The organism is Nocardia niwae NBRC 108934 = DSM 45340, from assembly GCF_001613465.1.
GTDB lineage: Bacteria > Actinomycetota > Actinomycetes > Mycobacteriales > Mycobacteriaceae > Nocardia > Nocardia niwae.
In genome coordinates this window covers 22,600-47,760 of sequence record NZ_BDCK01000054.1, presented here as the reverse complement: position 1 = coordinate 47,760, position 25,161 = coordinate 22,600, and the positions used below count along the sequence as shown (strand labels likewise).

The following is a 25,161-nucleotide window of genomic DNA, read 5'->3' as shown; positions in this document are numbered from 1 at the left end:
CCGTGGCGCCGGGAGACTTTGAGGCGCAGGCGATCCGGCTTCAGGGTGATCGTCTCCTGCACGCGCAGTCGGTAATCGGGATCCGGGGTCAGATCGAAGGCGCGCAACAGTGTCGCCAAGACCAGCACCATCTCGTGCTGAGCGAATTGGCGGCCGATGCAGGCGCGCATCCCCACGCCGAACGGCCGGTACAACTCCGGATGGCGGCCGCGCACGCGCTCCGGGAGGAAACGGTCGGGATCGAACTGTTCGGGATCGCCACCCCACAGTTCGTGTCGATGAAGCTGGAGCAGGACGATGAACACCCACTCGTTCTTCTCGAACGGGTAGCGCCCACCCAGCATCGTGTCCGCGCGCGCCTTGCGGAAATATCCTGGGGCCGTCGGCCACAGCCGAAGGGTTTCGTCCACGATGCGCCGCACGTAGCGCAGCTTCGCGACGTGCTCGAAAGCGATGTCACCGTCGCCGCAGACCTCATCGATTTCCTGGCGGGCTCGCGCGGCCAGGGCCGGGTCGACCGACAGATAGTGCAGCGCGAACGCCAGGACGCCCGCGGTGGTCTCGTGGCCTGCGGTGAGGAAGGTGAGGATCTGGTGGCGGACGTTGGTCGGATCGAGCAGTTCCCCCGTCTCCGGATCCGGCACGGTGAGCATCCGGTCCAGCAGGTCCCCGTGCGCGCCCGCACCCTCCCGCGTGCGCTGCGCGATCACCTCGTCGATGGTCCCGTTGACGAGGTCCACGTCGCGCCGGTGCTGGGCGCGCTGCTCGCGGAACACCGTGCGCTCGACGAGCGGGTGGGAGTAGGCGGCGCGGTTGATGTAGGTCAGCGCGCGCAGCATCGCGGCGACCACGGGGTGCTGGTCGGTGCGGGTGAACGATTGGAAGTCGTAGCCGAACGCGGTCCGCCCGATGACTTCCAACGCGACCTTGTTGGTGTCGGCGGGTACGTCGACCCACTCGCCCGCCCGCCCCGCCCAGTACTCGACGAGCCCGGCGGCGCAGGTCCGCATCGTCGCGTGGTAGCCGCGCATCGCCGACGCGGTGAACGACGGCGCGAGGATGGCGTGGGCCTTGGCCCAGTTCGGTTCGGAGTTGTGCGCGGTGAACAGCCCGTCCCCGGCGACGGTGCGCAGGTCGCGGATCGGCACACCCAGGAATTTGGCCCAGAGCTCGTCGTCGTTGATCTCGCGCAGCAGGTCCGGATCCGACACGTACGTCACGCGGGTGCCGAAGATATTGCGCTCGTAGATCCCGCCGTACTTCTGCGCGCCACGCATGCCCCATTGACTGCTGTCGGTGACGTGCAGGTCCCATACGTCACCGGCGAGCGGCAGCCGGAACGGCGGGTGCGGCAATTCCCGGTCACTCGCGCGAATCCGGCGCTGGGAATTCGTCGTGGTCATCTTGCTCCGTCCAGTTGTGCGCACAGATAGGTCTGCGCCCGTCCCCAATGCCGCGCGACACGGCGCAGCGTACGGGTCTCATCGACGATGTCTCGACCGGGCGCCGACGCCTGCAGCCGAAGATAGGAACCCGGCTGTGCGCCACCGGCTTTGCGGTGCAAGGCGCGCGCGATCTGCACCGCATCGGCGACGTCGGCGGGCACGTCCGCCGGTAGCGGTTCGGCGAATCGCCCGAGCACGAGCAGCGCGTCCCGGATCTCGACCGCCATCCGGTGTAGTCGCCGCCGCGGGTCCGGATCCGGGTCGGAGTGCGCCAGGCGTGGAATCTCGGCGCACGTCGTCACCAGCTCCCGCCACATCGGGGTCAGTTGTCGTACGGTGCGCGAGGCCGAGTCGATGCCGAGCCGCCGCGCGATCTCGGTGCCCACCCGGGCGCCCGCGGCCAGCGAGCCGAGGCCGACCATGTACACGAAGTTGTTCTCGTTGGCGTGGAACCGGAAATCGACGAACGCGGTCCCGGTCCCGGTCGCCGCGCAGACCGAGCTGGCGAAGATCGAGACGGCCTCCTCCAACGTCCAGGCGCCGATGAACAAGATCAACTGATAGGTGAGCTTGTGCGACGGGCGCAGCTGCCCCGCGCGCAGCTCCCGGACGCTGGCCGTGAACACCAGGAGCCCGGTCACCCCGCACCACCCGGAGAAGAACGCGAAGTAGGCGATCGTCTGCCACCCTTCGGTCCGGTCGATGTACTGCCCGAGGACGCGGGCGTGTGTGCCGAGCAGCAGCATCAGCACCATCGACATGCCCGCCGCGGCCCACACGGTCCGCTGCATCCGCCGGTAGCCTGCCGAGGCCTGCTCCCACCACCGTTCCGACCAGGACTGCGCCAGCACGATCAGCGGCGCGAAGGTCGCGACGATGAACGTGGTGCCGAGTTGCCTGGTGAAATCCACGCTGAGCAGGCCCGCGTGGGCAAGGGCGGTCTGTACGGCTCCTTCGCGCAGCAGCGCCGCGATCACCGCGCAGATCAGGGCATAGGTCACCTGACGTTCACTGGGCCGGGCCCTGCGGTGCAGCCACGCCAGCCGCAGCAGGGCCACGGCGGAGCTGCCCCCGATGATCAGCCACGCGATGACCGGTGGAGCCGAGGAGGTCACCCCTCACCGCCCCAGAACGATCGCATCGGGCGAGAGGAGCGCCAGCGCGAGACGCCCGACAGCAGCAGGTCCGCGAACAGCTCGGCCTCGTCTTCCTGATGGTCGGCGAACTCGCTGCGGCCGAGTACCCGCCGGACCATGGCCGGGTCGATACTCGGCAGCAGCTGCCCCACTCCCGTGAGGGCCGCGGTGCCGGCCTGGTGATCGAGCACCATGTGGCCTGTCTCGTGCGCGATGATCTGGTCGATGTGGAAATCGGTGGTGCCCGCGGCGTAGGCGAACACGTCCACGTCGGTGCAATCCAGCCACAGGCCGCACGGTGCGCCGCGGCCCGGTTCCAGGGTTCCCGGTAGCAACGTCGAAGCGACCGGTACGAGTCGGATCGGCCGCCCGCGCCACTCGCCCAAGGCGGTCAAGAATTTCTCCCGGTTCCAGGGCGACGGAACCAGTTTCAGCACGGCCTCGCGCGCAGCCATCACCCGCTGCGTCGAGTCGTCCATCGGAAGCCCCCTCCCCACCGAAAAACATGTGGTGACTGGACTTTACAACGAACGGCGGACACCGGCCGCCCCGCCACCGAACCGTGGTGGAGCCGCGCTCTCGTGCGCGCGGCTCAGTCCCGGGCCGGGCCGATCCGGCGCTTGCGCGGTTTCAGGTGCAGGCCGGGCAGTGGCGGCGCGGGTATGCGCTGCTGCGGGGTGTGGCCCGCGATATCGGCGAATCGGGTGACGTCGTGGTTCTCCCAATCCGCCCGGGCGGCGGTGATGTCCTCGTGGCCGCGGCCGACGAAATTCCACCACATCACCAGTTCCTCGCCGAACGGCTCGCCGCCGATCAGCGCGAAGTGCGCGCCGCCGGTGCTGCCGAGCCGGAGTTCGTCGCGCTCGGTGCCCAGGTACAGCAGGGGGCCGGGCGCGAGTTCCTCACCCGCTACGGTCATCTCGCCCTCGATCACCAGCACGGCGTGCTCGAAGCGAGGGTCGAGCGGAAGGGTCACATCGGCGCCGGCCGTCAGCCGGACATCGGCGCCGACGATCGGTGTGTAGGCGATCGCGGGCGAGGTCTTCCCGGCCAGTGCGCCGATCAGGACGATCGCCCGGAGGCCGGGCGTCTCCACGACCGGCAGCTCGCGATGCTGCTCGAAATGCGGTGCTATGTCGGTACGGTCGCCCGGCAGGGCGATCCACAGCTGCAGGCCGTGCCCGGCGGGTGCGCCCGCGACGGCGTACTCGGAGTGGGCGATGCCGCGACCGGAGGTCATCAGGTTCAGCTGACCGGGCTCGATCTCCACGTCCGAGCCCACCGAGTCGCGATGGCGGATACGGCCCTCGAACGGCCAGGTCACCGTTTGCAGGCCGATGTGCGGATGCGGATCGATGTCCGGCGGCGCGCCGGTCTTGGTGACCGTCGGCGAGCCGAAGTGATCCAGGAAGCACCACGCGCCGACGGTCGGCAGGTCACGCTGCGGCAGCACGCGCTCGACGAAGACGCCGCGCACCCCGCCGAGCGGCACCTCCCGGGCCGGATACCGCTCCGCGACCGGGCCGGGGCCCGGCGCGGGTTCACACAGCGTCTCGGCCGGGCGGGGATCCAGATCGCTCACCGATCGACGCCCTTGCCGATCACGTGTTCGTCGTAGTCCGGGTGCTTGTCCAGGTAGGACTTGATGAACGGGCACACCGGACGGATCACGCGCTCGCGCTCGACGGCGTCCTCGATCGCGCCCTTGGCCAGGACCGAGCCGAGGCCCTTGCCGGAGAAGGCGCCGTCCACCTCGGTGTGCGTGAACACCGTCTCGTCGTCGCGTTCCTCGTAGTCGGCGAAGCCGGCCAGCTCCCCGCCGTAGAACACCTCGTAGCGATGCCGCTCGTCGTTGCGGACGACCTTGGACTCCGAAGCCGATTCGGTCATGGTTCCCTTCTCCTTCCGTGCGCGGACCGGATGTCTGCTGAGAATCGAAACCCGGTTGAACGCGCCGATCGTGGTGGCCACCCAGATGACGACGGACAACTGATCATCCGTCAGATACCGGCGCGCCGAAGCGTACTCACGCTCGACGACGTCTTCGCCCGGCAGCGTCGCCGTGACTTCCGCGATCGCGAGGACGGCTTGCTCGAACGGGGTGTACGTGCCGCCGCGTCGCCAGCCGGGCAGCACCGCGATCTCCTGTTCGGTGGCGCCGGCCGCCAAGGCGGCCCGGTAGTGCACGTCCAGGCAGTACGCGCAGCCGTTGAGCTGGGAGACGCGCAGATTGATCAATTCGATGATCCGGCGATCCAGCCCCACCGCCGCGCCAGCGGCCCTGACCTCGCTCGCGACGCTGTTGAGTGCACGGAACGCGGCCGGCGTCTGCTTGTCGATCCAGACGCGATCGTGTGGCGCTTCGGGCTTCATATTCGTGGGATGTTAGTCGTCGCCGGTGAACGGCGCAGACCTGGCCGCCGGATAAGCGGACTTCGGTCCGAAAGTTTGCGCGCTGATCACCGAGGATCGGCGCCGCCCTGATGGTCCGGCGTCGTAGCCGATGCCGGACCATCAGGTGCTTCAGGCGATTTCGGTGAATCGCCGCAGCTGGAACGGTTCGACCAGGACTTCCTGCAACGCGGTGGCGAGAGCCTTCAGATGCGGTGTCCGGAAGTGTGCGGCCAAGGCGTCCTCGTCGGCCCACTCCTCCAGGAGCACCATCCGGCTCGGGTCGGTGGGATGCAGGTAGAGCTCGTAGCGCAGGCAGCCGCCTTCCGCGAGGGTCGGTTCGATCATGCCTTGCAGGAGATCCTTCAGTTCCGCTTCGCGACCCGGCTTGGCGATGAAGCGCACGTTGAGCGTCAGCGTCGACATGGTCGTCTCCTGATCTCGAAGGTCATTCCCGGCCCGCGGAGGTGAACGACATGTCCGCGTACCGGGTTCCGGACACCTGACCCGCGATCGGCTCCAGTGTCGCGAGCTCGTCGGAGGTCAGTGCGATGGTGGCGGCGGCGACATTCTCGGTGAGCCTGGTCCGGCTGCGAGTGCCGGGGATCGGGACCACCGCGAGGTCGTGCACGCCTGCCTGGGCGTGCACCCAGGCCAGCGCCACCTGGGCCAGGGTGATGCCGCGTGCTTCGGCGATGGCCCGCAGCGGAGCGAGCAGTTCGGCGTTGCGGGCCGCGTTCTCGCCGGTGAAGCGCGGCATCGAGGAGCGGAAATCGTTCGTGTCCGCGGTGCCGATGAACGAACCGGTCAGGAACCCGCGACCCAGCGGCGAGTACGGCACGAACGTCACACCCAGTTCCGCCGCCGCGGGCACCACGCCGCGCTCGACATCCCGGGAGAACAGCGACCACTCCGACTGCACGGCCGCGATCGGGTGCACCGCGTGCGCCGCCCGCAGTTCGTCGCCCGTCACCTCGGACAGACCGAGGGCGCGGACCTTGCCCTCCCGCACCAGTTCCGCCATCGCGCCGACCGTGTCCTCGATCGGCACGGCGGGATCCTTGCGGTGCATGTAGTACAGATCGATGGTGTCGATCCCGAGCCTGCGCAAGCTGCCTTCCACCGAGCTGCGGATGTAGGCGGGGGAGTTGCCGAAACCCCGGTAGGCGGGGTCGTCGGCCTTGCGGACGATCCCGAACTTGGTGGCGATCACCAGCCGGTCGCGCTCGGCGCCGACGAAAGCGCTGAGGAATTCCTCGTTGTGACCGGAGCCGTAGACGTCGGCGGTGTCGAACAGCGTGACGCCCAGCTCCAGCGCCCGGTCCAGCGTAGCCCGGGATTCGGTGAGGTCGCTGGGGCCGTAGAACTCGCTCATCCCCATGCAGCCCAGACCCTGGGCCCCCACCCGGATGTCGCCGGCGCCCAGCGCGGTGGTGGGCAGCGTGCCGACCGTTGTCATACCTTGATCCCTTCGGTGTCCTGCGTGGTGACCACGGCCTGCTCGATCGCTCGGGTCTTGCCCTCGTACAGGGCGATCTTGTGATCGAGCACGGCCACGGTCTGACGAAGTTCATCGATCTTGGCGAGCACCTCCGCGCGGGTGTCCCGGAACATCGCCAGCCGCTGCTGGAGCGTGGCGTCCCCCGCCCGCACCAGCTCGGCGTAGCGGAGCATGTCCGCCACCGACATGCCGGTCGTGCGCAGCCGGCCGATCAGCGCCAGCCATTCCAGATCCCGGTCGCTGAATCGCCGCTTGCCGGTGTGGTCGCGCCCGATGTAGTCCATCAGCCCGATCCGCTCGTACCAGCGCAGCGTGTCCCGGCTCAGCCCCGATCGCTCGGATACCTCGCCGATCGAATACCGCGGCTGCTCCCTGTCGTCACTCACGCCCGCGTGAGAGGCGGTTTCACTCACTGCACTCGCCCTTCCCGTTGAACATCGATGACGCTAGTCACCTGGAGTGTGCTCCAAGCAAGGGCTGGATTCAGCTGCCGTAGTCGGGCAGCTGCTGGACGGCCCATTTGTTGCCGTCCGGGTCGGCGAAGAAGGTGAACAGGCCCCAGCCGAGCTCCTGGACCGGTGTGGCGTCCACACCGGCGGCGATCAACTGCTGATAGGCGTCTTCGGCGCTGGCCACCACCATCTGCATACCCCGGACGCTGCCGGGCGCCGCGTCGGTGATGCCCTCGCCGAGACAGATGGAGCAGCCGGAGCCGGGCGGGGTCAGCTGCACGAAGCGCAGGTTCTCGTCCACCCGGTGGTCGTGGTCGGCGTTGAAGCCGATCTTGGTGTAGAAGTCCTTGGCGCGGTCGACGTCGGTCACCGGAATGGCGACGAGCTCGATTTTCCAATCCATCCGGCGAGCATTCCATCGGGCGCCGACAAAGTCTCGGATTCCGGCCTACGCTGGGAACATGCCTGGAAAGGACATCGACCGGATCAGGGCTCGTTCGGCCTGGGCGACGGTCAAGGAAAGCCCGGTGATCACCGCCATCGCGATCGCGCCGTTCGCGCTCGCGCTCGGGGTGGTGTGGTGGTTGTTCGGTGGACTCGCCGCGTTCGCCCTGCTGCTCGTGCTCGGAGGGGTCGTCGTGGTCGGCGGCAGGTTACTGCGCTGACCGCGCGCACCGGTCGCGTGCGGTCAGCGCGGGATGTGGAAATGCACCAGCTCGCCGGTCCCCGGATCGACGTCCGCCCAGTCGCGGTCGAAGCGCAGCACCGCGAGTGCTGAGGTCGGGAACTTCCGGCTGAGTTCGACCGCGGGGGCGCTGTCGCGATTGCTCGCCAATTCCCAAGCGGTCCACGGCATGCCCGGCGCGTGCCCGACCACCAGCAGCGTCGCCACGTCGTCCTCGCTGAGGCGGACCAGCTCGATGAGCGTCTCCGGCGCGGCCTCGTAGATGCCGGGTTCGAAGACGACCGGCGCGGTGACCCCGGTGGCCGCCAGCGTCTGCCTGGTCCGGGTGGCGGTGGAGCAGCGCACGGCCTCGATCGGCGGCTGGGTCGCGCGCAACCAGTCGCCCGCGAGCCCGGCCTCGCGCCTGCCCCTCGGCGCGAGCGGTCGTTCGTGATCGTCGACGCCCTCCGGATAGGCCGATTTGCCGTGCCGCATGAGGATCAGGGTCCGCGCCATGGAGATACGGTAAGCCCTCCGGGCGAGAGGTCCCTGCCACACTCGAGGCAAACTGAAAGCGGCATCACATCACGAGCACCAGCGGGCGACCCTCGCGGCGGACGTGACGGACGCCGCTCATCTGTCCACCACAACACCCGGGTGGCCACAGCCCACGTACTTCTTCGAGGATCAGCACAATATGGCCTACGTAATCACGCAGCGTTGTTGCAACGACGCCAGCTGCGTCTCCGAGTGCCCGGTCGACTGCATCCGTCCCACTCCGGACCAGCCGGAGTTCGCGACGACCGAAATGCTCTACATCGACCCCGACACCTGTATCGACTGCGGCGCCTGTGTCGACGCGTGCCCGGTGGAGGCCATCTTCTCCGAGGACGACCTGACCGCTTCGCTGGCGCGATTCCGCGATATCAATGCCGCCTACTTCCAACGGCATCCGCTGGAATCGAACTTCGATCCGATCGTCACGCCCTCGCGTCCGCCGAAGGAGCTGGGCACCCTGCGCGTCGCGATCGTCGGCGCCGGTCCCGCGGCCTGCTACGCGGCCGACGAGCTGCTGCGCAGGGCCGACGTGGAGATCGAGATGTTCGACCGGCTGCCGACCCCATGGGGCCTGGTGCGGGCGGGCGTCGCGCCCGACCATCCCGGCACCAAGACGGTCTCTGGCATGTTCGAGTCCGCGTTCCGCCGCGAGACCCTGCAGTACTACCTCAACGTCGAGGTGGGCACGCATATCTCGCACGAGGAGCTGCTGCGCCACCACCACGCCGTGATCTACGCGGTCGGCGCCTCGAGCGACCGCAGGATGGGTGTCCCGGGCGAGGATCTGCCGGGCAGCCACTCCGCCACGGAATTCGTGGCCTGGTACAACGGCCATCCCGATTTCGCCGACCGGACCTTCGACCTGTCCGGCGAGCGTGCGGTGATCGTCGGCAACGGCAACGTCGCGTTGGACGTGGCGCGCGTGCTGACCGTCGATCCCGACGAACTCGCCAAGACCGACATCGCCGATCACGCGCTGGAGGCGCTGCGCCAGAGCAATATTCGCGAAGTCGTCGTGCTCGGCAGGCGCGGCCCGCTGCAGGCGGCCTACACCTCGCCGGAGTTTCTCGCGCTGGCGCATCTGAAGGGCGTCGACGTCGTCGTGGACGAGACCGATCTGGCGCTCGATCACGCCAGCCAGGCGATCGTGGACGACCCGCGGGTCGAGCCGTCGTTGACGTTGAAGTACACGCTGGCCAAGGAGTACGCGGGCGGCCGCAGGGCGGAGGGCAACAAGCGGATCGTGTTCCGCTACCTGACCTCGCCCACCGCGCTCACCGGCACCGAGCGGGTCGAAGCAATCGAGATCGTGCACAACGAGCTGTTCGAAGAAGACGGTCAGCTCGTCGCGCGGCCCACCGAGCGCACCGAGCGCATCGACACCTCACTCGTGCTGCGGTCGATCGGTTACCGCGGCGAGCGGATCGGTGAGCTGCCGTTCGACGAGCGGCGCGGCGTCGTGCCGAACGAGCACGGCCGGGTCATCGGCGAGGACGGGACGATGCTGAGCGGCGTCTACGTCAGTGGATGGATCAAGCGGGGTCCCCGTGGCGTCATCGGGTCGAACCGGGTCGACTCCGAGGAGACGGTCGAGCTGCTGCTCGCCGACTTCACCGCGGGCAAACTCGCCGCGCCGCAAGCCGACCGCGCCGCGCTGAAGGCCCTGCTCGCCGAGCGCCAGGCCGACCTGGTGGACCGGGCGGGCTGGCGAGCGATCGATCAGGCGGAGAAGTCCGCGGGCAAGTCCGCAGGCCGCCCGCGCGTCAAGTTCACCACCCGCGAGGACCTGATCAAAGCCGCCCGCGGCTGAGACCCCCGAGCCGGTCGGATCACCGAGATCCGACCGGCCTCGAGCCCCGATTCCCCGCTCGACCCTTGCGGTAGCGGCCGAGGAAGGCACAAACCAGCCCGCCTGCTCTCGCGAGACCCGGGCGGGGGCACGACCAGTACGGCCTAGAAACCCGGAGAGGCGGGCTGGCCCGGTAGCGGCATGATGCGGACGACGGTCGTCGTGGTTCCCCCGACCACGAACCACAACCGCAGCACCGGCTGCCCGGTGCGATCCCCCGGCTCGTACCGGCTGCGCACGCTCACGTGCTGGCGGGCCAGCACCGGGGCCACGTATTCGATCACCGCGCGGTGCGGGCCCGCGAGCAGTTTGGGGTATTCGACCAGGAACTGTTCCACCGCTTGCCAGTAACAGGCGTTGTTGACGTGGTTGAACTGGTCGATATCGGTGGCGCGCACCGGGAACGGTAAGTCGGTGTCCGACTCCGGCGGGGTCGCGTCGGTCAGATACGGCCGCCACCGCAGGCGATGTTCGGTGGAGGTGCGAGCGAGGTAGGCGAGGCCCTCGTCGCTGATCCGTGCGGGCATGCCGGTGGACTCGCTGATGTTGATCCAGAAACCCTCGGTCTCGATCAGTCCGCCGTTTCCGCTGGTGATCCGCACTCGCATGTTGGTCCACCGAGTGGACATCGCCGAGCACCACCGCAGCAGCCGCACCTCGTCCGGCCACAGGATCGGCCGGATGACGTCGATGACTGTGCGCCGGACGATCCAGTTCGGGTCGGTCCGGTGGAAGAACGTGCTATGCAGGTTTTCCCAGGCGATATCTTGCAAGTAGCGGGCGATGGCGTCGAACCGCAACCGGTCGTAGGGATCCACATCACCAGCCCGGACGGGCCACGCCGAAGCAAAGCCCATGCCCTCCTGGGGAAGCGGGGCGAGTGGCTGATCGAGTGACACTTGTGCTCCTCGCGCTGCACGGTGTGCCGCGTTTCTTCATGCGGTGCTGTTGTGACGACTTTACGGGGCGTACGTCACACCCTCGCGTCGAGCCGTCCGTACCTCCTTAATAGTCCGTCTGCCGGGATCTGGGCCAGCAGAAACGGGGTCTTGCGTGCGCGACCTGGCCGGGAGCGGTCGTGTCCGGGTCAGTAGCCCTGGTAGGCGCCGCCCGAGTTCACCGCGGCTACCCCCGGGACGCTGCCGAGCGACCCGTAGCGGTCGATGGAGTACCGCACTCCGGCGATGATGTTGTCGACCGGGTTCCAGATGTCGTCGTGGCCGGGCGCCTTGTACGCGTTGAACGTGCTGTCGATGGTCTGCATCAGGCCCTTCGACGGGTGCCCCGCCACCCAGTTGCTGTCCCAGCGGTTCTCCGCGTACGGATTGCCCGCGGATTCATGCTCGATGATCAGCGCGATGGCCCGCTCGTCGATCTGCGCGGGGTCGTAGCCCATCGCGATGAGCTTCTGTTTCGCCTCGGCGATCCATCGCGCGACGTCACCGCTCGGCAGCGGGCCGGTGGGGGCGGACGAACTCGGACCTCCCTGATACGTCGTGCCGGACGAGGTGCCGTGCGAGTTGTTGTGCCCGGACATCAGCTGACTTGTCCGGTCCGGCGAAGACGCGGCGACCGGGGTGCCCGATGCGGCGGCCGGTGCGGTGGCTGCTGGCGCGGTGGGCGCGGCGGGAACGTTCGCGCTGGGTTCGCCGAGCCCGGCGTACGCCGCCTCCAATTTCGCGACCGCGCCCTCGACCCGGGTCGTGGCTTGGGCCGCCACGTCTTCCGCGCTCTTCAAGGCGTTGGTGAGTTCCCACGTCCGTGAGGCGGCTTGCAGCGCCTCCTGGAAGACGAGCCCTTCGACGTCGGCCTTGTCCGCGTGCCCGCGGAGGTAGTCGATTCGCGTCTTGGCGTCCACGGTGCCGTTGGTGGCGACATCGAAGGGCGGCGTCTGGTTCAGCGCGTCGTCGCGCAGGCTCAGCACCTTGGCTTTCGCGTCGGTCAGGTTCTGCACCAGGGCGGTGAGCGCCGTCTGCAGCTCGAGCACGGCGGCGCTCACCGCGGAGGCGCGGGTCTTCTCGGTCTGCATCCGGGCGTCGGCGGCGTCGCCGGCGGAGCCGGACCACTGCTTCGCGTCGGACAGTGCTTTCGTGTCGTTCGCGCCTTTGGCGACCGCGGTGTCCAGCCCCTGCGACATCCGTCCGGCGAGCGCGCCCGCCGCCGAAAGCTGCTCCGGCTGCCAGTTCTCGACGTCAGGGATGGTGAGCGTCATGGCAGCTGAAGCCCGATCGCGCGGAGTTTTGCCGCGAAGTCGTCCTCGGCCAGTTCGTACTTGCCCGCCGCGTTGTGCAGGTTGTCGGCGATCGTGGTGAGCCGCGACCCGACCCGCTCCAGGCAACGGTTCACGGCATCGTTCGCGCGCTGGGCCACCGGGCCGAATTCGGTGCCGGGCAGCGCCCCCGCGAGGGCGCCGAAACCTTCGCCGCCGAGCTCGGCGACGGATGTGGCCTCGGTGCGCAGCGCCTGCGCGAACGAGCGCAGCGCCCCCGGGTCGACCTGCATCGTCGTCGCAGGTCGCGGCTGATTTTGCTCGACCATGAATCCCCCTTCCCTCCCGACCGCGAGGTCGCGGTCAGCATAGCAAAATCGGGCGTCCGGACGGGCGTGCTCGGGCGGCGCCCGTTATGTTGTCGGTGTGGCGCCGGCACGGATCATGCCGGGGCGAGGACAGAGAGGTCGGCACATGCGCGCAGCCCAGGTCAGCAAGCTGGAAGGACCGGAAGCGATCCGGGTCGTCGATATCCCGGAGCCCGCGGCGTTCCCCGGGGGCGTCGTGATCGACGTGCACGCGGCCGGTGTGGCCTTTCCCGACGTGCTGATGACGCGCGGCCTGTACCAGATGAAGCCCGAACTGCCGTTCGTGGTTGGCGGCGAGGTCGCGGGCATCGTCCGGGAAGCCCCCGAGGACGCGCACGTGCGGCCGGGTGACCGGGTCGTCGCGCTCACCATGCTCGGCAACGCGATGGCCGAGACGGCCGTCACGCCGACGCAGATGGTGTTCCGGCTCCCCGACAATGTCTCGCTGGAGGCCGGCGCAGGCATCCTGTTCAACGACCTGACCGTGCACTTCTGCCTGCGCACCCGCGGCAGGCTGGCCGAAGGGGAGACGGTGCTGGTGCACGGCGCCGCGGGCGGCATCGGCACCTCGACGCTGCGGCTGGCGGCCGCCCTGGGCGCTGGCCGGGTGATCGCCGTGGTGAGCACCGAGGCGAAGGCCGAGGTGGCACGCGCCAACGGCGCCACCGACGTGGTGCTGACCGACGGCTGGCTGGCGGCGGTCAAGGAGCTGACCGGCGGACGCGGCGTCGACATCGTGCTCGACCCGGTCGGCGGCGACCGGTTCACCGACAGCATCCGTTCGCTCGCCTCGGCGGGCCGGTTGCTGGTCGTCGGCTTCACCGCCGGGGAGATCCCGACCGTCAAGGTCAACCGGTTGCTGCTGAAGAACGTCGAGGTGACCGGCGCGGCGTGGGGCGAATGGGTGATGTCGCATCCGGGCTATCTGCAGGAGCAGTGGGCCGAGGTGGAGCCGCTGCTGGCCTCCGGAAAGATCGCGCCGCCGGAGCCGGTGCTGTATCCGCTGGACAAGGCCGCGGAGGCGGTCGCCTCGCTGGACGAACGGACGGCCACCGGCAAGGTCGTGGTCACGCTGCGCTGACGCGTTCCGGCCCGCCTCATGAAGCTGTCCAACCGGGTACTGAACCGGACCCTATTGGCTCGTCAGCACCTGCTCGACCGCTCGCGGTGGACGGTGCACGAGATGTGCGACCACCTCGTCGGGTTGCAGGCGCAGGATTCGCCGCCGCCGTTCGTCGGTTTGTGGAGCCGCGTCGCGGCCTTCGACCCGGCGACGGTGTCGGACGCGCTGGAGGACCGCTCGCTGGTCCGGATCACGTTGATGCGCGGCACCATTCATGTGGTCTCGCCCGCCGACGCGTTGCGGATCGCGCCGCACGTGCAGCCGGAACTGGAGAAAGTGCCCTTCCGCAAGGGCTTCAACTACGGCGCGATGGTGGGTCTCGACCCGGAGGAGGTGCGCGGGCAGGGCGAAGCGGTGCTCGGTGACGAGCCGATGTCCGCCGCGGACCTGCGCGCCCGCGCCGCCGAGCGCTATCCCGACCGCGATCCTGGTGCGGTGGTGCAGACCTGGCTGTACCAGCTGCCGGTCCTGCAGACCCCGCCGCGCGGGAAGTGGAAGGACAACAGCAGGCCGATCTGGTCGCGGGTCGAGCCCTGGCTGGGCGCTCCGCTGGATCCCACATACCCGTTGGCCGAGTTGATCTTCCGCTACCTGCGGGCGTTCGGTCCGGCGAGCACCATGGACATGCAGACCTGGTCGAAGCTGCCCGGCATGAAGGGCGCCGTCGCGGAACTCGGCGATCGGGTGCGTACCTATACCGACGAACGCGGCCGCACGCTGTACGACGTCGCCGACGGTGAATTGACCGATCCGGACGTCCCCGCCCCGGTGCGGCTGCTCGGCTGGTACGACAACGCTCTGCTGTCGCACCAGGACCGGACCCGGATCGTGCCCGACGGCGCCGCTCCTCCGCTGCGCGCCTTCGCGGCCCAGGTCTCCCCGGTGCTGGTCGACGGCTTCCTCGCGGGTCTGTACAAGGTGTTCGCGAACTCCGGCACCGCCCGGCTGCGCATCAGTCCCATCCGGCCGTGGACCAACGCGGAGCGCGCGGAGGTCGAGGCGGAGGCACACGCGCTGCTGGCCTTCCTGGAGGCGGACAAGCAGCGCAGCGTGGAGATCTTGGACCCGCAGGCCGACCTGCGCCCCTGAGCCGGATCGGCTACTGGTCGCGGGCGGGGCGATAGGCGGGAGCCTTGGTGGTCCCCGTCGGGCTCAGCGTGCGCAGCAGCGGCAAGGCCCGGCGGGAGACCACCGTGGACAGCACGATGACGCTGTGTGAGCGCACTACCGAGGAGGTCCGGTCGATGCTCAGCAGTACGGACTGCAACCCGGCGTGCGAGTCGGCCGCGATCCGGCACAGCACGTCGCCGGTGCCGGTCGTGGCGTAGGCCTCGAGCACGCCGGGGATCGCGTCGAGTTCGGCCGCCACCGCGTCCAGCGCCCCCTGGGCGATCTCCAGCGTGACGAACGCCTGCACGTCGAACCCCGCGGCGGTGACATCGATCTGCGGGTCGTAGGAGGCGATCACCCCGGACTCCTCCATGCGCGCGATCCGGGACTGCACCGTGGCCCTGGCGACCCTGGTCCGGCGGGACAGTTCGAGAATGCCCGCCTTCTGGTATTCGTGCATCGCGGTGAGGATGGCGAGGTCGAGCTCGTCGAGCTTCGCCGATGTGCGCGCCATGACGGCCTCCGTTCGAGCACCGGGCGGGCTTGCTGCCCGTCCCGCTGATGCTATTCAAATTGTCCAGCACCACCCGTCGGTTGCTAGCCGAATTCGCCACACTGCCTACCGCGAGTTGGCGCTGTTGCCTACTCGGCGGGCCCGGCGATTTCCTTGGTCCATGACCATCGAGCACCTGCCGGAGGCCCGCTCCGGCGCCGTTCCCAGCGACGGCGAGCTGCGCACGCTGGTGGGGTTGGTGGACCACGACGCCAGCGGTGACCCGTTCCCGGTCATCGGGTGGGACGCCCTGGTCTGGGTGGTGGGCAACGCCACCCAGACCGCGCATTTCCTGGAATCCGCCTTCGGCATGCGGCTGGAGGCGTACTCGGGTCCCGAGACCGGCAATCGTGATCACAAAGCGTTCGTCCTGCGCAGCGGCGCCGCGCGTTTCGTGATCACCGGAGCGGTGTGTCCGGACAGTCCGCTGGTCGCCCACCATGATCGACACGGCGACGGCGTGGTCGACATCGCGCTCGAAGTGCCCGACGTCGACCGGTGCGTCGCGTGGGCGCGCGCGCACGGCGCGACGGTTCTGGTCGAACCGCACGACGACACCGACGACTTCGGCACTGTTCGCTCGGCCGCGCTGGCCACCTATGGCGAGACCAGACACACCTTGATCGATCGTTCCGGCTATTACGGGCCGTACCTGCCCGGCTATGTCGCCCGCCGCTCCGGATACGAGCGACGCGACGGCGCGCCCGCCCGGTTGTTCCAGGCGATCGACCATGTGGTGGGCAACGTGGAACTCGGGCAGATGGACGAGTGGGTCGAGTTCTACCGGCGCGTCATGGGTTTCACGAACATGGCCGAATTCGTCGGCGACGACATCGCCACCGAGTACTCGGCGCTGATGAGCAAGGTCGTGGCCAACGGCAACCACCGGGTGAAGTTCCCGCTCAACGAGCCGGCCGTAGGCAAGAAACGCTCGCAGATCGATGAGTACCTGGAGTTCTACCGCGGCCCCGGCGTCCAGCACATCGCACTCGCCACCGGCGACATCCTGACCTGTGTGGACGCCTTGCGCCGGGAGGGCGTCGAATTCCTGGAGACGCCCGCGGCCTACTACGAAGATCCGGAACTGCGCGCCCGCATCGGCCGGGTCCGCGTCCCCGTCGAGGAATTGCAGCGCCGTGGCATCTTGGTGGACCGCGACGAGGACGGCTACTTGTTGCAGATCTTCACCAGGCCGCTCACCGACCGCCCCACGGTCTTCTTCGAACTCATCGAGCGCCACGGCTCCCTCGGTTTCGGCAAGGGCAATTTCAAAGCGCTGTTCCAGGCGATCGAACGTGAGCAGGAGGCCAGGGGCAATTTGTGAGGCGGGGGTGGGCGATCTCGTCGAGCCGCTGCGGCTGGTGCGTCGGTAGAGTTCTTCCCATGCGGATCAAGTCGGCAGTCGGCCTCGCGACAGCCCTGGTGCTCGCACTGGCGGGTTGTGGTTCGGGGGAGGGGACCGAGGACTCGGGTCCGTCGCGTCCGGCGCCGAAGGTGGTGGCGCTGGGCCCGTTCGTCGGGGAGTGTGGTCACGTGACCGACGACGAGGTGCGCAATCTCGGTGGCCTGAGCCAGATCTCCGGGGTGTTCCGCAACGCGGTGGGCTGCAATTGGCAGTCGGCCGGAATCGGTTCGGCCAGCATCACGTTCGCTTCCTACCGGGGCAGTCCCATCGAACGGGAACGTGCGTGGGTGTCCGTCGAAGGCCGCGCGCCGGATCCGATAAAAGTAGCCGGACGGGATGGCTTCGCCGCCTTGGATCCGGGTGGGACGATCTGTGATCTGGCGGTGCAGCTCGGTGACGACTTCTTCGAGTGGTCGACGAATATCGGGTCGTTCGCCGCGGGGACCGCTAACCCGTGCGACCGGAGCCGCGCTCTCGCCGAGCTGACTCTGCAGCGGATCCAGTGAGGGGTGAGGAGTGAACGTCGGCCGGGACCTGTTCAGGCGCGGCGCGGCCGCAGCCGCTGCCATGGCCATCGCGTTGTCCGTGGGCGGCTGCGGCCAGGTGATCTCCGGAACCGCGCAGCCCGTGGGCGCGAGTCAGCCGGTGAATGCCAGGCTGGACAAGTTGCTGCGCGAATGCGAGATCCTCTCCGACGACCAGATCGGCAAGGCGATCGGCGAGGGCGTCCAGGTCAGCGACTCGTTCTTCGGCGCGGTCTGCATGTGGGACCTGCTCGGCGCGCCCGGCGGCAATGGCATGGCCACGCTGAACTGGTACGAGAACGGCACACTCAGCAACGAGAAGCAGACGAACAACAAGCTCGGCTACGAGACCACCAATATCACCATCCAGAGTTCGCTGGCGCTGCAGATCCGCAGGCCGAAGGATCCGGACTCCTGCGGCGTCACGGCCAGCGCTCCGGACAACGGCGTCATCGGCTGGTGGATCAACTACCGGCCCGGCTCGGTGCACCCCGATCCGTGCGACGCGGCGAAGAAGCTGATGGAAATGACCTTGAACCTGGCCAGGTAGACGCTTGCCGAACCGACCCGCTTTGACCGTGTGTCCCGGCCACGGGTATCGTGGATCGCTGTGCCCGGAAGCATGCGGGCAAGTTCGTGCGTGACCGTAGGCCAGCGAGAGCGGCCGACGACTCCAGCGTGCCCGGAATCAGGGCTCCGCGCCGCGCGCGACACGCCCGACCTCGGGACGCGAGAAACGTGGCCGGACGTGCGAGTGAAAGCTCGATGACAGCGGTGTGAACGACGGGCCCGGCAGTGGAAGCTTGCCTCCACGAAGGGCCCCGGGAGCGCCGCGAACTTAAAACAGACATGAAGTCCACACACCGCGTTAACTAATAAGGAAAGCCGGTCTATGCCAACCATCAACCAGCTGGTCCGCAAGGGTCGCCGCGACAAGGTCGCCAAGACGAAGACCGCGGCCCTGAAGGGGAGCCCGCAGCGTCGTGGCGTGTGCACCCGCGTGTACACCACGACCCCGAAGAAGCCGAACTCCGCGCTGCGCAAGGTCGCGCGTGTTCGCCTGACCAGCTCGGTCGAGGTCACGGCCTACATCCCGGGCGAAGGGCACAACCTGCAGGAGCACTCGATGGTGCTCGTGCGCGGCGGTCGTGTGAAGGACCTCCCGGGTGTCCGCTACAAGATCATTCGCGGCTCGCTCGACACCCAGGGTGTGAAGAACCGCAAGCAGGCCCGCAGCCGTTACGGCGCCAAGAAGGAGAAGAGCTGATATGCCACGCAAGGGCCCCGCACCCAAGCGTCCGCTGATCAACGACCCGGTCTACGGTTCGCCGCTGGTTACTCAGCTGGTCAACAAGATCCTGCTGGACGGTAAGAAGTCCACCGCCGAGCGCATCGTCTACGGTGCGCTGGAGCAGGCGCGGGAGAAGACCGGCACCGATCCGGTCGTCACCCTCAAGCGCGCGCTGGACAACGTGAAGCCGTCGCTGGAGGTGAAGCCCCGCCGCGTCGGTGGCGCCACCTACCAGGTGCCGGTCGAGGTCCGTCCGGGCCGCGCCAACACCCTTGCCCTGCGCTGGCTGGTCAACTTCTCGCGTGCGCGCCGGGAGAAGACCATGGTCGAGCGCCTGGCCAACGAACTGCTCGACGCCAGCAACGGTCTCGGCGCCTCGGTCAAGCGCCGCGAGGACACCCACAAGATGGCCGAGTCCAACCGGGCCTTCGCGCACTACCGCTGGTGACGTCTGCCCGGCCCGTCGTCTGGGTCGGGAGGCACAGCCGGAACGCGGCACTCACCGGCCGCGTCCGGCGTTGACATAGAGGCGACCACAGGGTCGTCCCCGATAATCCCAACTAGCTACGAGCGGGGAAGATTTCCGTGGCACAGGACGTGCTCACCGACCTGAACAAGGTCCGCAACATCGGCATCATGGCCCACATCGATGCGGGCAAGACGACCACAACTGAACGCATCCTCTTCTACACCGGCATCACGTACAAGATCGGTGAGGTCCACGACGGCGCCGCCACGATGGACTGGATGGAGCAGGAGCAGGAGCGTGGTATCACCATCACCTCCGCGGCTACCACGTGCTTCTGGAAAGACAACCAGATCAACATCATCGACACCCCCGGGCACGTCGACTTCACCGTGGAGGTGGAACGGTCGCTGCGCGTGCTCGACGGCGCCGTCGCGGTGTTCGACGGCAAGGAAGGCGTCGAGCCGCAGTCCGAGCAGGTGTGGCGTCAGGCCGACAAGTACGACGTGCCGCGGATCTGCTTCGTCAACAAGATGGACAAGCTCGGTGCGGACTTCTACTTCACCGTGCAGACCATCAAGGACCGCCTCGGCGCCAAGCCGCTGGTCATCCAGCTGCCGATCGGCGCGGAGGACACCTTCGAGGGCATCATCGACCTGGTCGAGAACAACGCCAAGGTCTGGCGCGGCGAGACCAAGCTCGGTGAGCAGTACGAGGTCGTCGAGATCCCGGACGACCTGAAGGACAAGGCCGAGCAGTACCGCCAGGAGCTGCTCGAGACCGTCGCCGAGTCGGACGAGGCGCTGCTGGAGAAGTTCTTCGGCGGCGAAGAGCTGACCATCGAGGAGATCAAGGGCGCCATCCGCAAGCTGACGGTGACCTCCGAGCTCTACCCGGTGCTGTGTGGCTCCGCGTTCAAGAACAAGGGCGTGCAGCCCATGCTGGACGCGGTCATCGACTACCTGCCCTCGCCGCTGGACGTGGAGGCCACCACCGGCCACGTGCCCGGCAAGGAAGAGGAACTGCTCACCCGCAAGCCGAGCGCCGACGAGCCGTTCGCGGCCCTGGCGTTCAAGATCGCGGTGCACCCGTTCTTCGGCAAGCTGACCTACGTTCGCGTGTACTCCGGCAAGGTCGACTCCGGCGCCCAGGTCATCAACTCGACCAAGGGCAAGAAGGAGCGTCTGGGCAAGCTGTTCCAGATGCACTCCAACAAGGAGAACCCGGTGGGTGCGGCCTCGGCCGGCCACATCTACGCGGTCATCGGCCTCAAGGACACCACCACCGGTGACACCCTGTGCGATCCGCAGAACCAGATCGTGCTCGAGTCCATGACCTTCCCGGACCCGGTCATCGAGGTCTCCATCGAGCCGAAGACCAAGTCCGACCAGGAGAAGCTGGGCACCGCGATCCAGCGCCTGTCCGAAGAGGACCCGACCTTCTCGGTCAAGCTCGACCAGGAGACCGGCCAGACCGTCATCGGCGGTATGGGCGAGCTCCACCTCGACATTCTGGTCGACCGCATGAAGCGCGAGTTCAAGGTCGAGGCGAACGTCGGTAAGCCGCAGGTGGCCTACCGCGAGACGATCACCAAGCGGGTCGAGAAGCTCGAGTTCACGCACAAGAAGCAGACCGGTGGTTCCGGCCAGTTCGCGAAGGTGATCATCGCGCTGGAGCCGTTCGTCGGCGAAGACGGCGCGCACTACGAATTCGAGAACAAGGTCACCGGTGGCCGCGTGCCGAAGGAATACATCCCTTCGGTGGACGCCGGCGCCCAGGACGCCATGCAGTACGGTGTGCTCGCCGGCTACCCGCTGGTGAACATGAAGGTCACGCTGCTCGACGGCGCCTACCACGACGTCGACTCGTCGGAAATGGCGTTCAAGATCGCGGGCGCGCAAGCGCTCAAGGAAGCGGCTCGCAAGGCCGGTCCGGTGATCCTCGAGCCGCTGATGGCGGTCGAGGTCACCACGCCCGAGGACTACATGGGCGATGTGATCGGCGACCTGAACTCCCGCCGTGGTCAGATCCAGGCCATGGAGGAACGCAGTGGTGCCCGTGTCGTCAAGGCGCTGGTTCCGCTCTCGGAGATGTTCGGTTACATCGGTGACCTGCGGTCGAAGACCCAGGGCCGGGCGAACTACTCCATGGTGTTCGACTCGTACGCGGAGGTTCCGGCCAACGTGTCGAAGGAGATCATCGCCAAGGCGACCGGCGAGTAATGGCTCCCGGGCGTTTGTAAACCCTTTCCCCGTTGTCCGCGGGGATGACCCCGCACTGCTGCAATTGCACGCACCAACAAGTCCAGGAGGACAAAAAAGTGGCGAAGGCGAAGTTCGAGCGGACGAAGCCGCACGTCAACATCGGCACCATCGGTCACGTCGACCACGGCAAGACCACGCTGACCGCAGCGATCACGAAGGTGCTGGCTGACAAGTACCCGGATCTGAACGAGAGCTTCGCGTTCGATCAGATCGACAAGGCGCCGGAGGAGAAGGCTCGTGGTATCACGATCAACATCTCCCACGTCGAGTACCAGACCGAGAAGCGCCACTACGCGCACGTCGACGCCCCGGGTCACGCCGACTACATCAAGAACATGATCACCGGTGCGGCGCAGATGGACGGCGCCATCCTCGTGGTCGCCGCCACCGACGGCCCGATGCCGCAGACGCGTGAGCACGTGCTGCTCGCCCGTCAGGTCGGCGTGCCCTACATCCTGGTCGCGCTGAACAAGGCCGACATGGTCGACGACGAGGAGATCCTCGAACTCGTCGAGATGGAGGTCCGCGAACTGCTGGCCTCGCAGGAGTTCGACGAGGACGCGCCGGTCGTGCGGGTCTCCGGCCTGAAGGCGCTCGAGGGCGACCCGAAGTGGTCGGAGTCGGTGCTGGAGCTCATGGCCGCGGTCGACGAGTCCATCCCGGACCCGGTCCGTGAGACCGACAAGCCGTTCCTGATGCCGGTCGAGGACGTGTTCACCATCACCGGTCGTGGCACCGTTGTCACCGGTCGTGTCGAGCGTGGCGTGATCAACGTGAACGAGGAAGTCGAGATCGTCGGCATCCGCCCGGAGAAGACCAAGACCACGGTCACCGGTATCGAGATGTTCCGCAAGCTGCTCGACCAGGGCCAGGCGGGCGACAACGTCGGTCTGCTGGTTCGTGGTATCAAGCGTGAGGACGTGGAGCGCGGCCAGGTCGTCGTGAAGCCGGGCACCACCACCCCGCACACCGAGTTCGAGGGCCAGGCGTACATCCTGTCGAAGGACGAGGGCGGCCGCCACACCCCGTTCTTCAACAACTACCGTCCGCAGTTCTACTTCCGTACGACTGACGTGACGGGCGTTGTGACCCTGCCCGAGGGCACCGAGATGGTCATGCCCGGTGACAACACCGAGATGTCCGTCAAGCTGATCCAGCCGGTCGCCATGGACGAGGGTCTGCGCTTCGCGATCCGCGAGGGTGGCCGCACCGTCGGCGCCGGTCGCGTCACGAAGATCATCAAGTGATTCGTTGAATCGCTGGTGACGGCGCCGCTCCTTCGGGAGCGGCGCCGTTCGCGTTTTCGGGGGATGGCCGAACGGCTGCGCCGATCCGCCGATTCGCGGGATCGAGGACTGCGGCTCAGCAGGTGTAAGCGCGGCCGACGGCCGGTTCGCGCTCGGCCTCCAGTAGTTCGCGCAGGCAGCCGAGCGGAACGATGCCTTCGCTGCTCATCTGCACGCCGGTGTGCCGGTCCGGATGCACACAGGTGAGTCCGGTTGTCGCGAGGCGGCAGAGGTACGCGCCCCACGCGATGGTGCTGTCATACGGCAACGTCGCGCCCTCGCCATTGATGAAAAGTCCTGGGTCACCTCGGAATTGGCCCACGGTCAACCGCTGACCGGAGTAGGTCACATACCCGCCGAACCACTGGCCGTAGCCCGTACCCGGCGCGGGGACCGGGTCTTTCACGTCGACCACGCAGTCGAATCCGTCCATCCCCAGCGCGGTCCCGGTGATGCAACTGATTTTGCGGGTCGGGCTGACGAACGCGATATCGTTCCGCAGGTCGGTCACCGGACCGCCGTCGGTCCGGGCCGAGTGAAAGCCGGCGAGATCAACCGGCGTACCTTGCCGAATCCAAGCTATCCGATCTTGCAGGTCCCCGGCCTTCTCCGGCGCGCTCGCCTGCGAGGTCCCCGCTACCGGCTGCGGTCTGCCCGTCGTGGTGTGCGCGCAGCCGCCCAGCAGCAGCACCAGTCCCACCGCAACCATCCATCGCATGCCGTTCACGATATCTCTGCCTCGCAATGGAATTCCCTTCGCGAACCTGGCCGTCGCGCGCCGGATGTTCGCACAGCTGCCATGATCACCGGGATGCGGCGGAGTTCGCGGTGGTGACCAGCAGGCGGTGCAGCACCTGCGCGGGCGGTGCGGCCTGTGTGGCGTTGAGGACGACGTCGGTGAACGCCTCGGCCAGCGCGGTGGCGGGCTGGAATCGTCCGCCGTCGAAGCTGTGGCCGCTCAACTGCGACCGCCATTCCCGGAAGGCGGTCACCGTGCGGTTCAGCGAGCCTTTGTCCTCTGTGCTCAATTGCGGCAGATAGGCGGTGAGCAGCGCTCGCTGTGCGGCGGCGCGAGCGTGGAAGCGGCCTGCCCCGTCGAACGCTCTGCCGAGTTCCCGCACGATCGACGAGTACACCGGCCGCCGGGCGCATCCCGGTGCGAGCAGTCCCGCGTTGTCGGCCGCGGTGACGGTCCGCTGCAAATACTGCGGATCGGTGGCAGCGCGCACCGCCAGCACGACACGTGCGGTAGGCAGCGCTTCGGCCGCCCCCGGAAAGCGCTTCCCGGACGAATCGGGAGTGCCATCGGAGGGGCCCGCCGCTTCTGCTGTCGTGACCGAATCCCATTCCAGCAGAGCCGTTTCGCCGTCAGCCAGTTCCTCGATTCCGATGGCGCGCAGGGTGATCTGCGGGTATCGCGGCAGCACGTCGTCCACTGCGGCGACGATGTCGGTGAGTGCCTCGGCCGCTACGCCCGGAGTGTCGAAGCCGAAGGCGCGCACGCCGTGGCGCTCGGCCAGTTCTCTGGCGAGACGTGCCGCGACAGACTCGGCGGAGGCGTTCACCTTCCGGTCCGGCTTCTCGTTCTTCTGGTCCGGTCGTGCGGTGGGCCGGCCGGGCATGCGCGGCGGAGAACCGGGTGTGCGCGCGTCCGGGGCGGACACTCTCGGCGGTCGACCTGCGGCGTTGGACCACGGCGTACTGCCCGCCGCCGCGCCGCCGGCTTGCTTCGCGGCGGATCGCGTGGCGGCGGACTGCGTGGCAGCGGCTCGCCTCGTTTCGGCGTTGGCCTTCGTCCACGGTGAGGACGGCCGATTGCCCGGCGTAGGCCGGGTGAGCGCGGCATCCGCCTGACGAGACGGGTTCACGCTGGGGCCGGGCAAGCCCGGCTGTTCGGCGCCGAGATGATCTGCGCCGTTCGGAAACCCCCCGGCCTGGCCCGGCCGCTGACCGAAGGCGGGCCCGTCATCGGGTGTGCCCGGGGTCCGAGCAGGCGGCGCCGACGAGGGCGATGACCGATCGGCCGGTGAGCCTGCGGCGGCCGGTTGTCTCGGCGTTGTCGCCGTGACCGCCGCAGTGGGCGCGGGAGATCCCGCGAACGGCTGCGCGGCGCTGGGTACGTCCGTGGCATCGGGGCCGAGCCGATGGGTGGGACCGGCGTCGGCACGCACCGGAAGTGAGGCCGGGCCGTTGTGGAATTCGTTGGCGGCGTCGTGGATACGCTGCCCGGCCGCCCGGTCCTGGTTCTCGAAGTTTTCCGCGAGGTGGCGCAGATCGCTGCCGGCCTGCTGGAGTGCCTCGACGAGGCTGTTCAACTCGGTCATCGTCCGTTGGTATTCCGGAACATAGGATTCGGCGAACGCGCGACCGGCGTCGTCTTTGCCCCAAGGTTCGCCCTCTCCGGCCAGAGCGGCGCGCAGGTTCCGCACGGTGGCCGCCACATCCGCCCCGATCAGGTCGAACCGCGGTGCGTGGTCGCGCAGCTTATCCGGGTCGACCGAAAACTTCTCGCCCACAACCGTCTCCCTACGCATTGCAATCCATTGTCGCGGCCTCGCGGTCGCAT

Annotated in this window: 27 protein-coding genes; 11 read left to right on the top strand and 16 right to left on the bottom strand. The window is 68.0% G+C overall.

What is annotated here, in order from left to right; genetic code table 11:
• The 9 genes from NNI01S_RS31145 to NNI01S_RS31105 all read right to left on the bottom strand — a co-directional run.
• Nucleotides 1-1,403 (bottom strand): cytochrome P450 (locus NNI01S_RS31145; protein WP_063024814.1); only part of this gene is annotated, 1,403 nt, incomplete at its 3' end.
• Entirely contained in the window at nucleotides 1,400-2,560 is a 1,161-nt protein-coding gene (locus NNI01S_RS31140) for an MAB_1171c family putative transporter (protein WP_063024813.1), read from the bottom strand. The genes NNI01S_RS31145 and NNI01S_RS31140, both read right to left, overlap by 4 nt.
• The gene (locus tag NNI01S_RS36245; protein ID WP_245676442.1) at nucleotides 2,557-3,060 is read right to left on the bottom strand and encodes a hypothetical protein; all 504 of its coding nucleotides are present in this window, start codon (nucleotides 3,058-3,060) and stop codon (nucleotides 2,557-2,559) included. Before NNI01S_RS36245 ends, NNI01S_RS31140 begins: the two co-directional genes overlap by 4 nt.
• Nucleotides 3,061-3,173: 113 nt before the next feature.
• A complete protein-coding gene (locus NNI01S_RS31130) occupies nucleotides 3,174-4,163 on the bottom strand; it encodes a pirin family protein (RefSeq protein WP_063024812.1) in 990 nt (329 codons plus the stop codon).
• Nucleotides 4,160-4,954 (bottom strand): GNAT family N-acetyltransferase, encoded by a 795-nt coding sequence (locus NNI01S_RS31125; RefSeq protein WP_063024810.1) that lies wholly within the window; start codon nucleotides 4,952-4,954, stop codon nucleotides 4,160-4,162. The genes NNI01S_RS31130 and NNI01S_RS31125 overlap by 4 nt, the downstream gene beginning before the upstream one ends.
• A 150-nt stretch (nucleotides 4,955-5,104) precedes the next feature.
• The gene (locus NNI01S_RS31120) at nucleotides 5,105-5,398 is read right to left on the bottom strand and encodes a putative quinol monooxygenase (RefSeq protein WP_063024808.1); all 294 of its coding nucleotides are present in this window, start codon (nucleotides 5,396-5,398) and stop codon (nucleotides 5,105-5,107) included.
• Nucleotides 5,399-5,420: 22 nt separating this feature from the next.
• Nucleotides 5,421-6,431, bottom strand: coding sequence for an aldo/keto reductase (locus NNI01S_RS31115; RefSeq protein WP_063024806.1), 1,011 nt, complete (start codon nucleotides 6,429-6,431; stop codon nucleotides 5,421-5,423).
• Nucleotides 6,428-6,859: a MerR family transcriptional regulator gene (locus NNI01S_RS31110; RefSeq protein WP_245676441.1), complete on the bottom strand. Its 432-nt coding sequence runs from the start codon at nucleotides 6,857-6,859 to the stop codon at nucleotides 6,428-6,430. Before NNI01S_RS31110 ends, NNI01S_RS31115 begins: the two co-directional genes overlap by 4 nt.
• A 97-nt stretch (nucleotides 6,860-6,956) precedes the next feature.
• Nucleotides 6,957-7,328: a glyoxalase superfamily protein gene (locus NNI01S_RS31105; RefSeq protein ID WP_063024803.1), complete on the bottom strand. Its 372-nt coding sequence runs from the start codon at nucleotides 7,326-7,328 to the stop codon at nucleotides 6,957-6,959.
• Between the two features lie 58 nt (nucleotides 7,329-7,386).
• On the opposite strand from NNI01S_RS31105, the gene NNI01S_RS31100 reads away from it, so the two are divergent.
• The gene (locus tag NNI01S_RS31100) at nucleotides 7,387-7,590 is read left to right on the top strand and encodes a hypothetical protein (RefSeq protein WP_063024801.1); all 204 of its coding nucleotides are present in this window, start codon (nucleotides 7,387-7,389) and stop codon (nucleotides 7,588-7,590) included.
• 23 nt (nucleotides 7,591-7,613) lie between these two features.
• On the opposite strand, the gene NNI01S_RS31095 is transcribed toward NNI01S_RS31100, so the two are convergent.
• The gene (locus tag NNI01S_RS31095) at nucleotides 7,614-8,105 is read right to left on the bottom strand and encodes a SixA phosphatase family protein (RefSeq protein ID WP_063024799.1); all 492 of its coding nucleotides are present in this window, start codon (nucleotides 8,103-8,105) and stop codon (nucleotides 7,614-7,616) included.
• Between the two features lie 181 nt (nucleotides 8,106-8,286).
• Between NNI01S_RS31095 and NNI01S_RS31090 the strand changes: the two genes are divergently transcribed.
• On the top strand, nucleotides 8,287-9,957 hold the full coding sequence (locus tag NNI01S_RS31090; protein WP_063024797.1) for an FAD-dependent oxidoreductase: 1,671 nt from the start codon (nucleotides 8,287-8,289) through the stop codon (nucleotides 9,955-9,957).
• A gap of 143 nt (nucleotides 9,958-10,100) precedes the next feature.
• Here the strand turns inward: NNI01S_RS31090 and NNI01S_RS31085 are convergent, their stop codons facing one another.
• The 3 genes from NNI01S_RS31085 to NNI01S_RS31075 form a co-directional block, all read right to left on the bottom strand.
• Nucleotides 10,101-10,895 carry an acyl-[acyl-carrier-protein] thioesterase gene (locus NNI01S_RS31085; RefSeq protein WP_063024795.1) on the bottom strand — a complete coding sequence of 265 codons (795 nt, stop codon included), beginning with the start codon at nucleotides 10,893-10,895 and terminating at the stop codon, nucleotides 10,101-10,103.
• A 188-nt stretch (nucleotides 10,896-11,083) separates the two neighbouring features.
• Nucleotides 11,084-12,208: a transglycosylase SLT domain-containing protein gene (locus NNI01S_RS31080; protein WP_063024793.1), complete on the bottom strand. Its 1,125-nt coding sequence runs from the start codon at nucleotides 12,206-12,208 to the stop codon at nucleotides 11,084-11,086.
• Complete coding sequence (locus tag NNI01S_RS31075) at nucleotides 12,205-12,534, bottom strand: type VII secretion target (protein WP_063024791.1); 330 nt, start codon at nucleotides 12,532-12,534, stop codon at nucleotides 12,205-12,207. Before NNI01S_RS31075 ends, NNI01S_RS31080 begins: the two co-directional genes overlap by 4 nt.
• A 145-nt stretch (nucleotides 12,535-12,679) precedes the next feature.
• On the opposite strand from NNI01S_RS31075, the gene NNI01S_RS31070 reads away from it, so the two are divergent.
• On the top strand, nucleotides 12,680-13,654 hold the full coding sequence (locus NNI01S_RS31070; protein ID WP_063024789.1) for an NADPH:quinone oxidoreductase family protein: 975 nt from the start codon (nucleotides 12,680-12,682) through the stop codon (nucleotides 13,652-13,654).
• 18 nt (nucleotides 13,655-13,672) lie between these two features.
• The gene (locus tag NNI01S_RS31065) at nucleotides 13,673-14,785 is read left to right on the top strand and encodes a winged helix DNA-binding domain-containing protein (RefSeq protein WP_063024787.1); all 1,113 of its coding nucleotides are present in this window, start codon (nucleotides 13,673-13,675) and stop codon (nucleotides 14,783-14,785) included.
• Between the two features lie 10 nt (nucleotides 14,786-14,795).
• Here the strand turns inward: NNI01S_RS31065 and NNI01S_RS31060 are convergent, their stop codons facing one another.
• A complete protein-coding gene (locus NNI01S_RS31060) occupies nucleotides 14,796-15,320 on the bottom strand; it encodes an Lrp/AsnC family transcriptional regulator (RefSeq protein WP_063024785.1) in 525 nt (174 codons plus the stop codon).
• 160 nt (nucleotides 15,321-15,480) lie between these two features.
• Between NNI01S_RS31060 and hppD the strand changes: the two genes are divergently transcribed.
• The 7 genes from hppD (at nucleotide 15,481) to tuf (ending at nucleotide 22,556) form a co-directional block, all read left to right on the top strand.
• A complete protein-coding gene (gene hppD, locus NNI01S_RS31055) occupies nucleotides 15,481-16,683 on the top strand; it encodes a 4-hydroxyphenylpyruvate dioxygenase (RefSeq protein ID WP_063024783.1) in 1,203 nt (400 codons plus the stop codon).
• A gap of 59 nt (nucleotides 16,684-16,742) precedes the next feature.
• Nucleotides 16,743-17,270 (top strand): DUF3558 domain-containing protein, encoded by a 528-nt coding sequence (locus tag NNI01S_RS31050; RefSeq protein WP_063024781.1) that lies wholly within the window; start codon nucleotides 16,743-16,745, stop codon nucleotides 17,268-17,270.
• Nucleotides 17,271-17,280: 10 nt separating this feature from the next.
• On the top strand, nucleotides 17,281-17,838 hold the full coding sequence (locus NNI01S_RS31045; protein ID WP_245676440.1) for a DUF3558 domain-containing protein: 558 nt from the start codon (nucleotides 17,281-17,283) through the stop codon (nucleotides 17,836-17,838).
• Between the two features lie 342 nt (nucleotides 17,839-18,180).
• A complete protein-coding gene (gene rpsL, locus NNI01S_RS31040; RefSeq protein ID WP_039801925.1) occupies nucleotides 18,181-18,555 on the top strand; it encodes a 30S ribosomal protein S12 in 375 nt (124 codons plus the stop codon).
• 1 nt (nucleotide 18,556) lies between these two features.
• Nucleotides 18,557-19,027, top strand: coding sequence for a 30S ribosomal protein S7 (gene rpsG / locus NNI01S_RS31035; protein ID WP_014353063.1), 471 nt, complete (start codon nucleotides 18,557-18,559; stop codon nucleotides 19,025-19,027).
• A 137-nt stretch (nucleotides 19,028-19,164) separates the two neighbouring features.
• Entirely contained in the window at nucleotides 19,165-21,267 is a 2,103-nt protein-coding gene (fusA, locus tag NNI01S_RS31030; RefSeq protein ID WP_063024779.1) for an elongation factor G, read from the top strand.
• Between the two features lie 98 nt (nucleotides 21,268-21,365).
• On the top strand, nucleotides 21,366-22,556 hold the full coding sequence (tuf, locus tag NNI01S_RS31025; RefSeq protein WP_063024777.1) for an elongation factor Tu: 1,191 nt from the start codon (nucleotides 21,366-21,368) through the stop codon (nucleotides 22,554-22,556).
• A 115-nt stretch (nucleotides 22,557-22,671) separates the two neighbouring features.
• Here the strand turns inward: tuf and NNI01S_RS31020 are convergent, their stop codons facing one another.
• Nucleotides 22,672-23,313: a hypothetical protein gene (locus NNI01S_RS31020; protein ID WP_063917767.1), complete on the bottom strand. Its 642-nt coding sequence runs from the start codon at nucleotides 23,311-23,313 to the stop codon at nucleotides 22,672-22,674.
• 85 nt (nucleotides 23,314-23,398) lie between these two features.
• On the bottom strand, nucleotides 23,399-25,111 hold the full coding sequence (locus NNI01S_RS31015) for a WXG100 family type VII secretion target (protein ID WP_063024773.1): 1,713 nt from the start codon (nucleotides 25,109-25,111) through the stop codon (nucleotides 23,399-23,401).
• Between the last annotated feature and the right edge of the window lie 50 nt (nucleotides 25,112-25,161).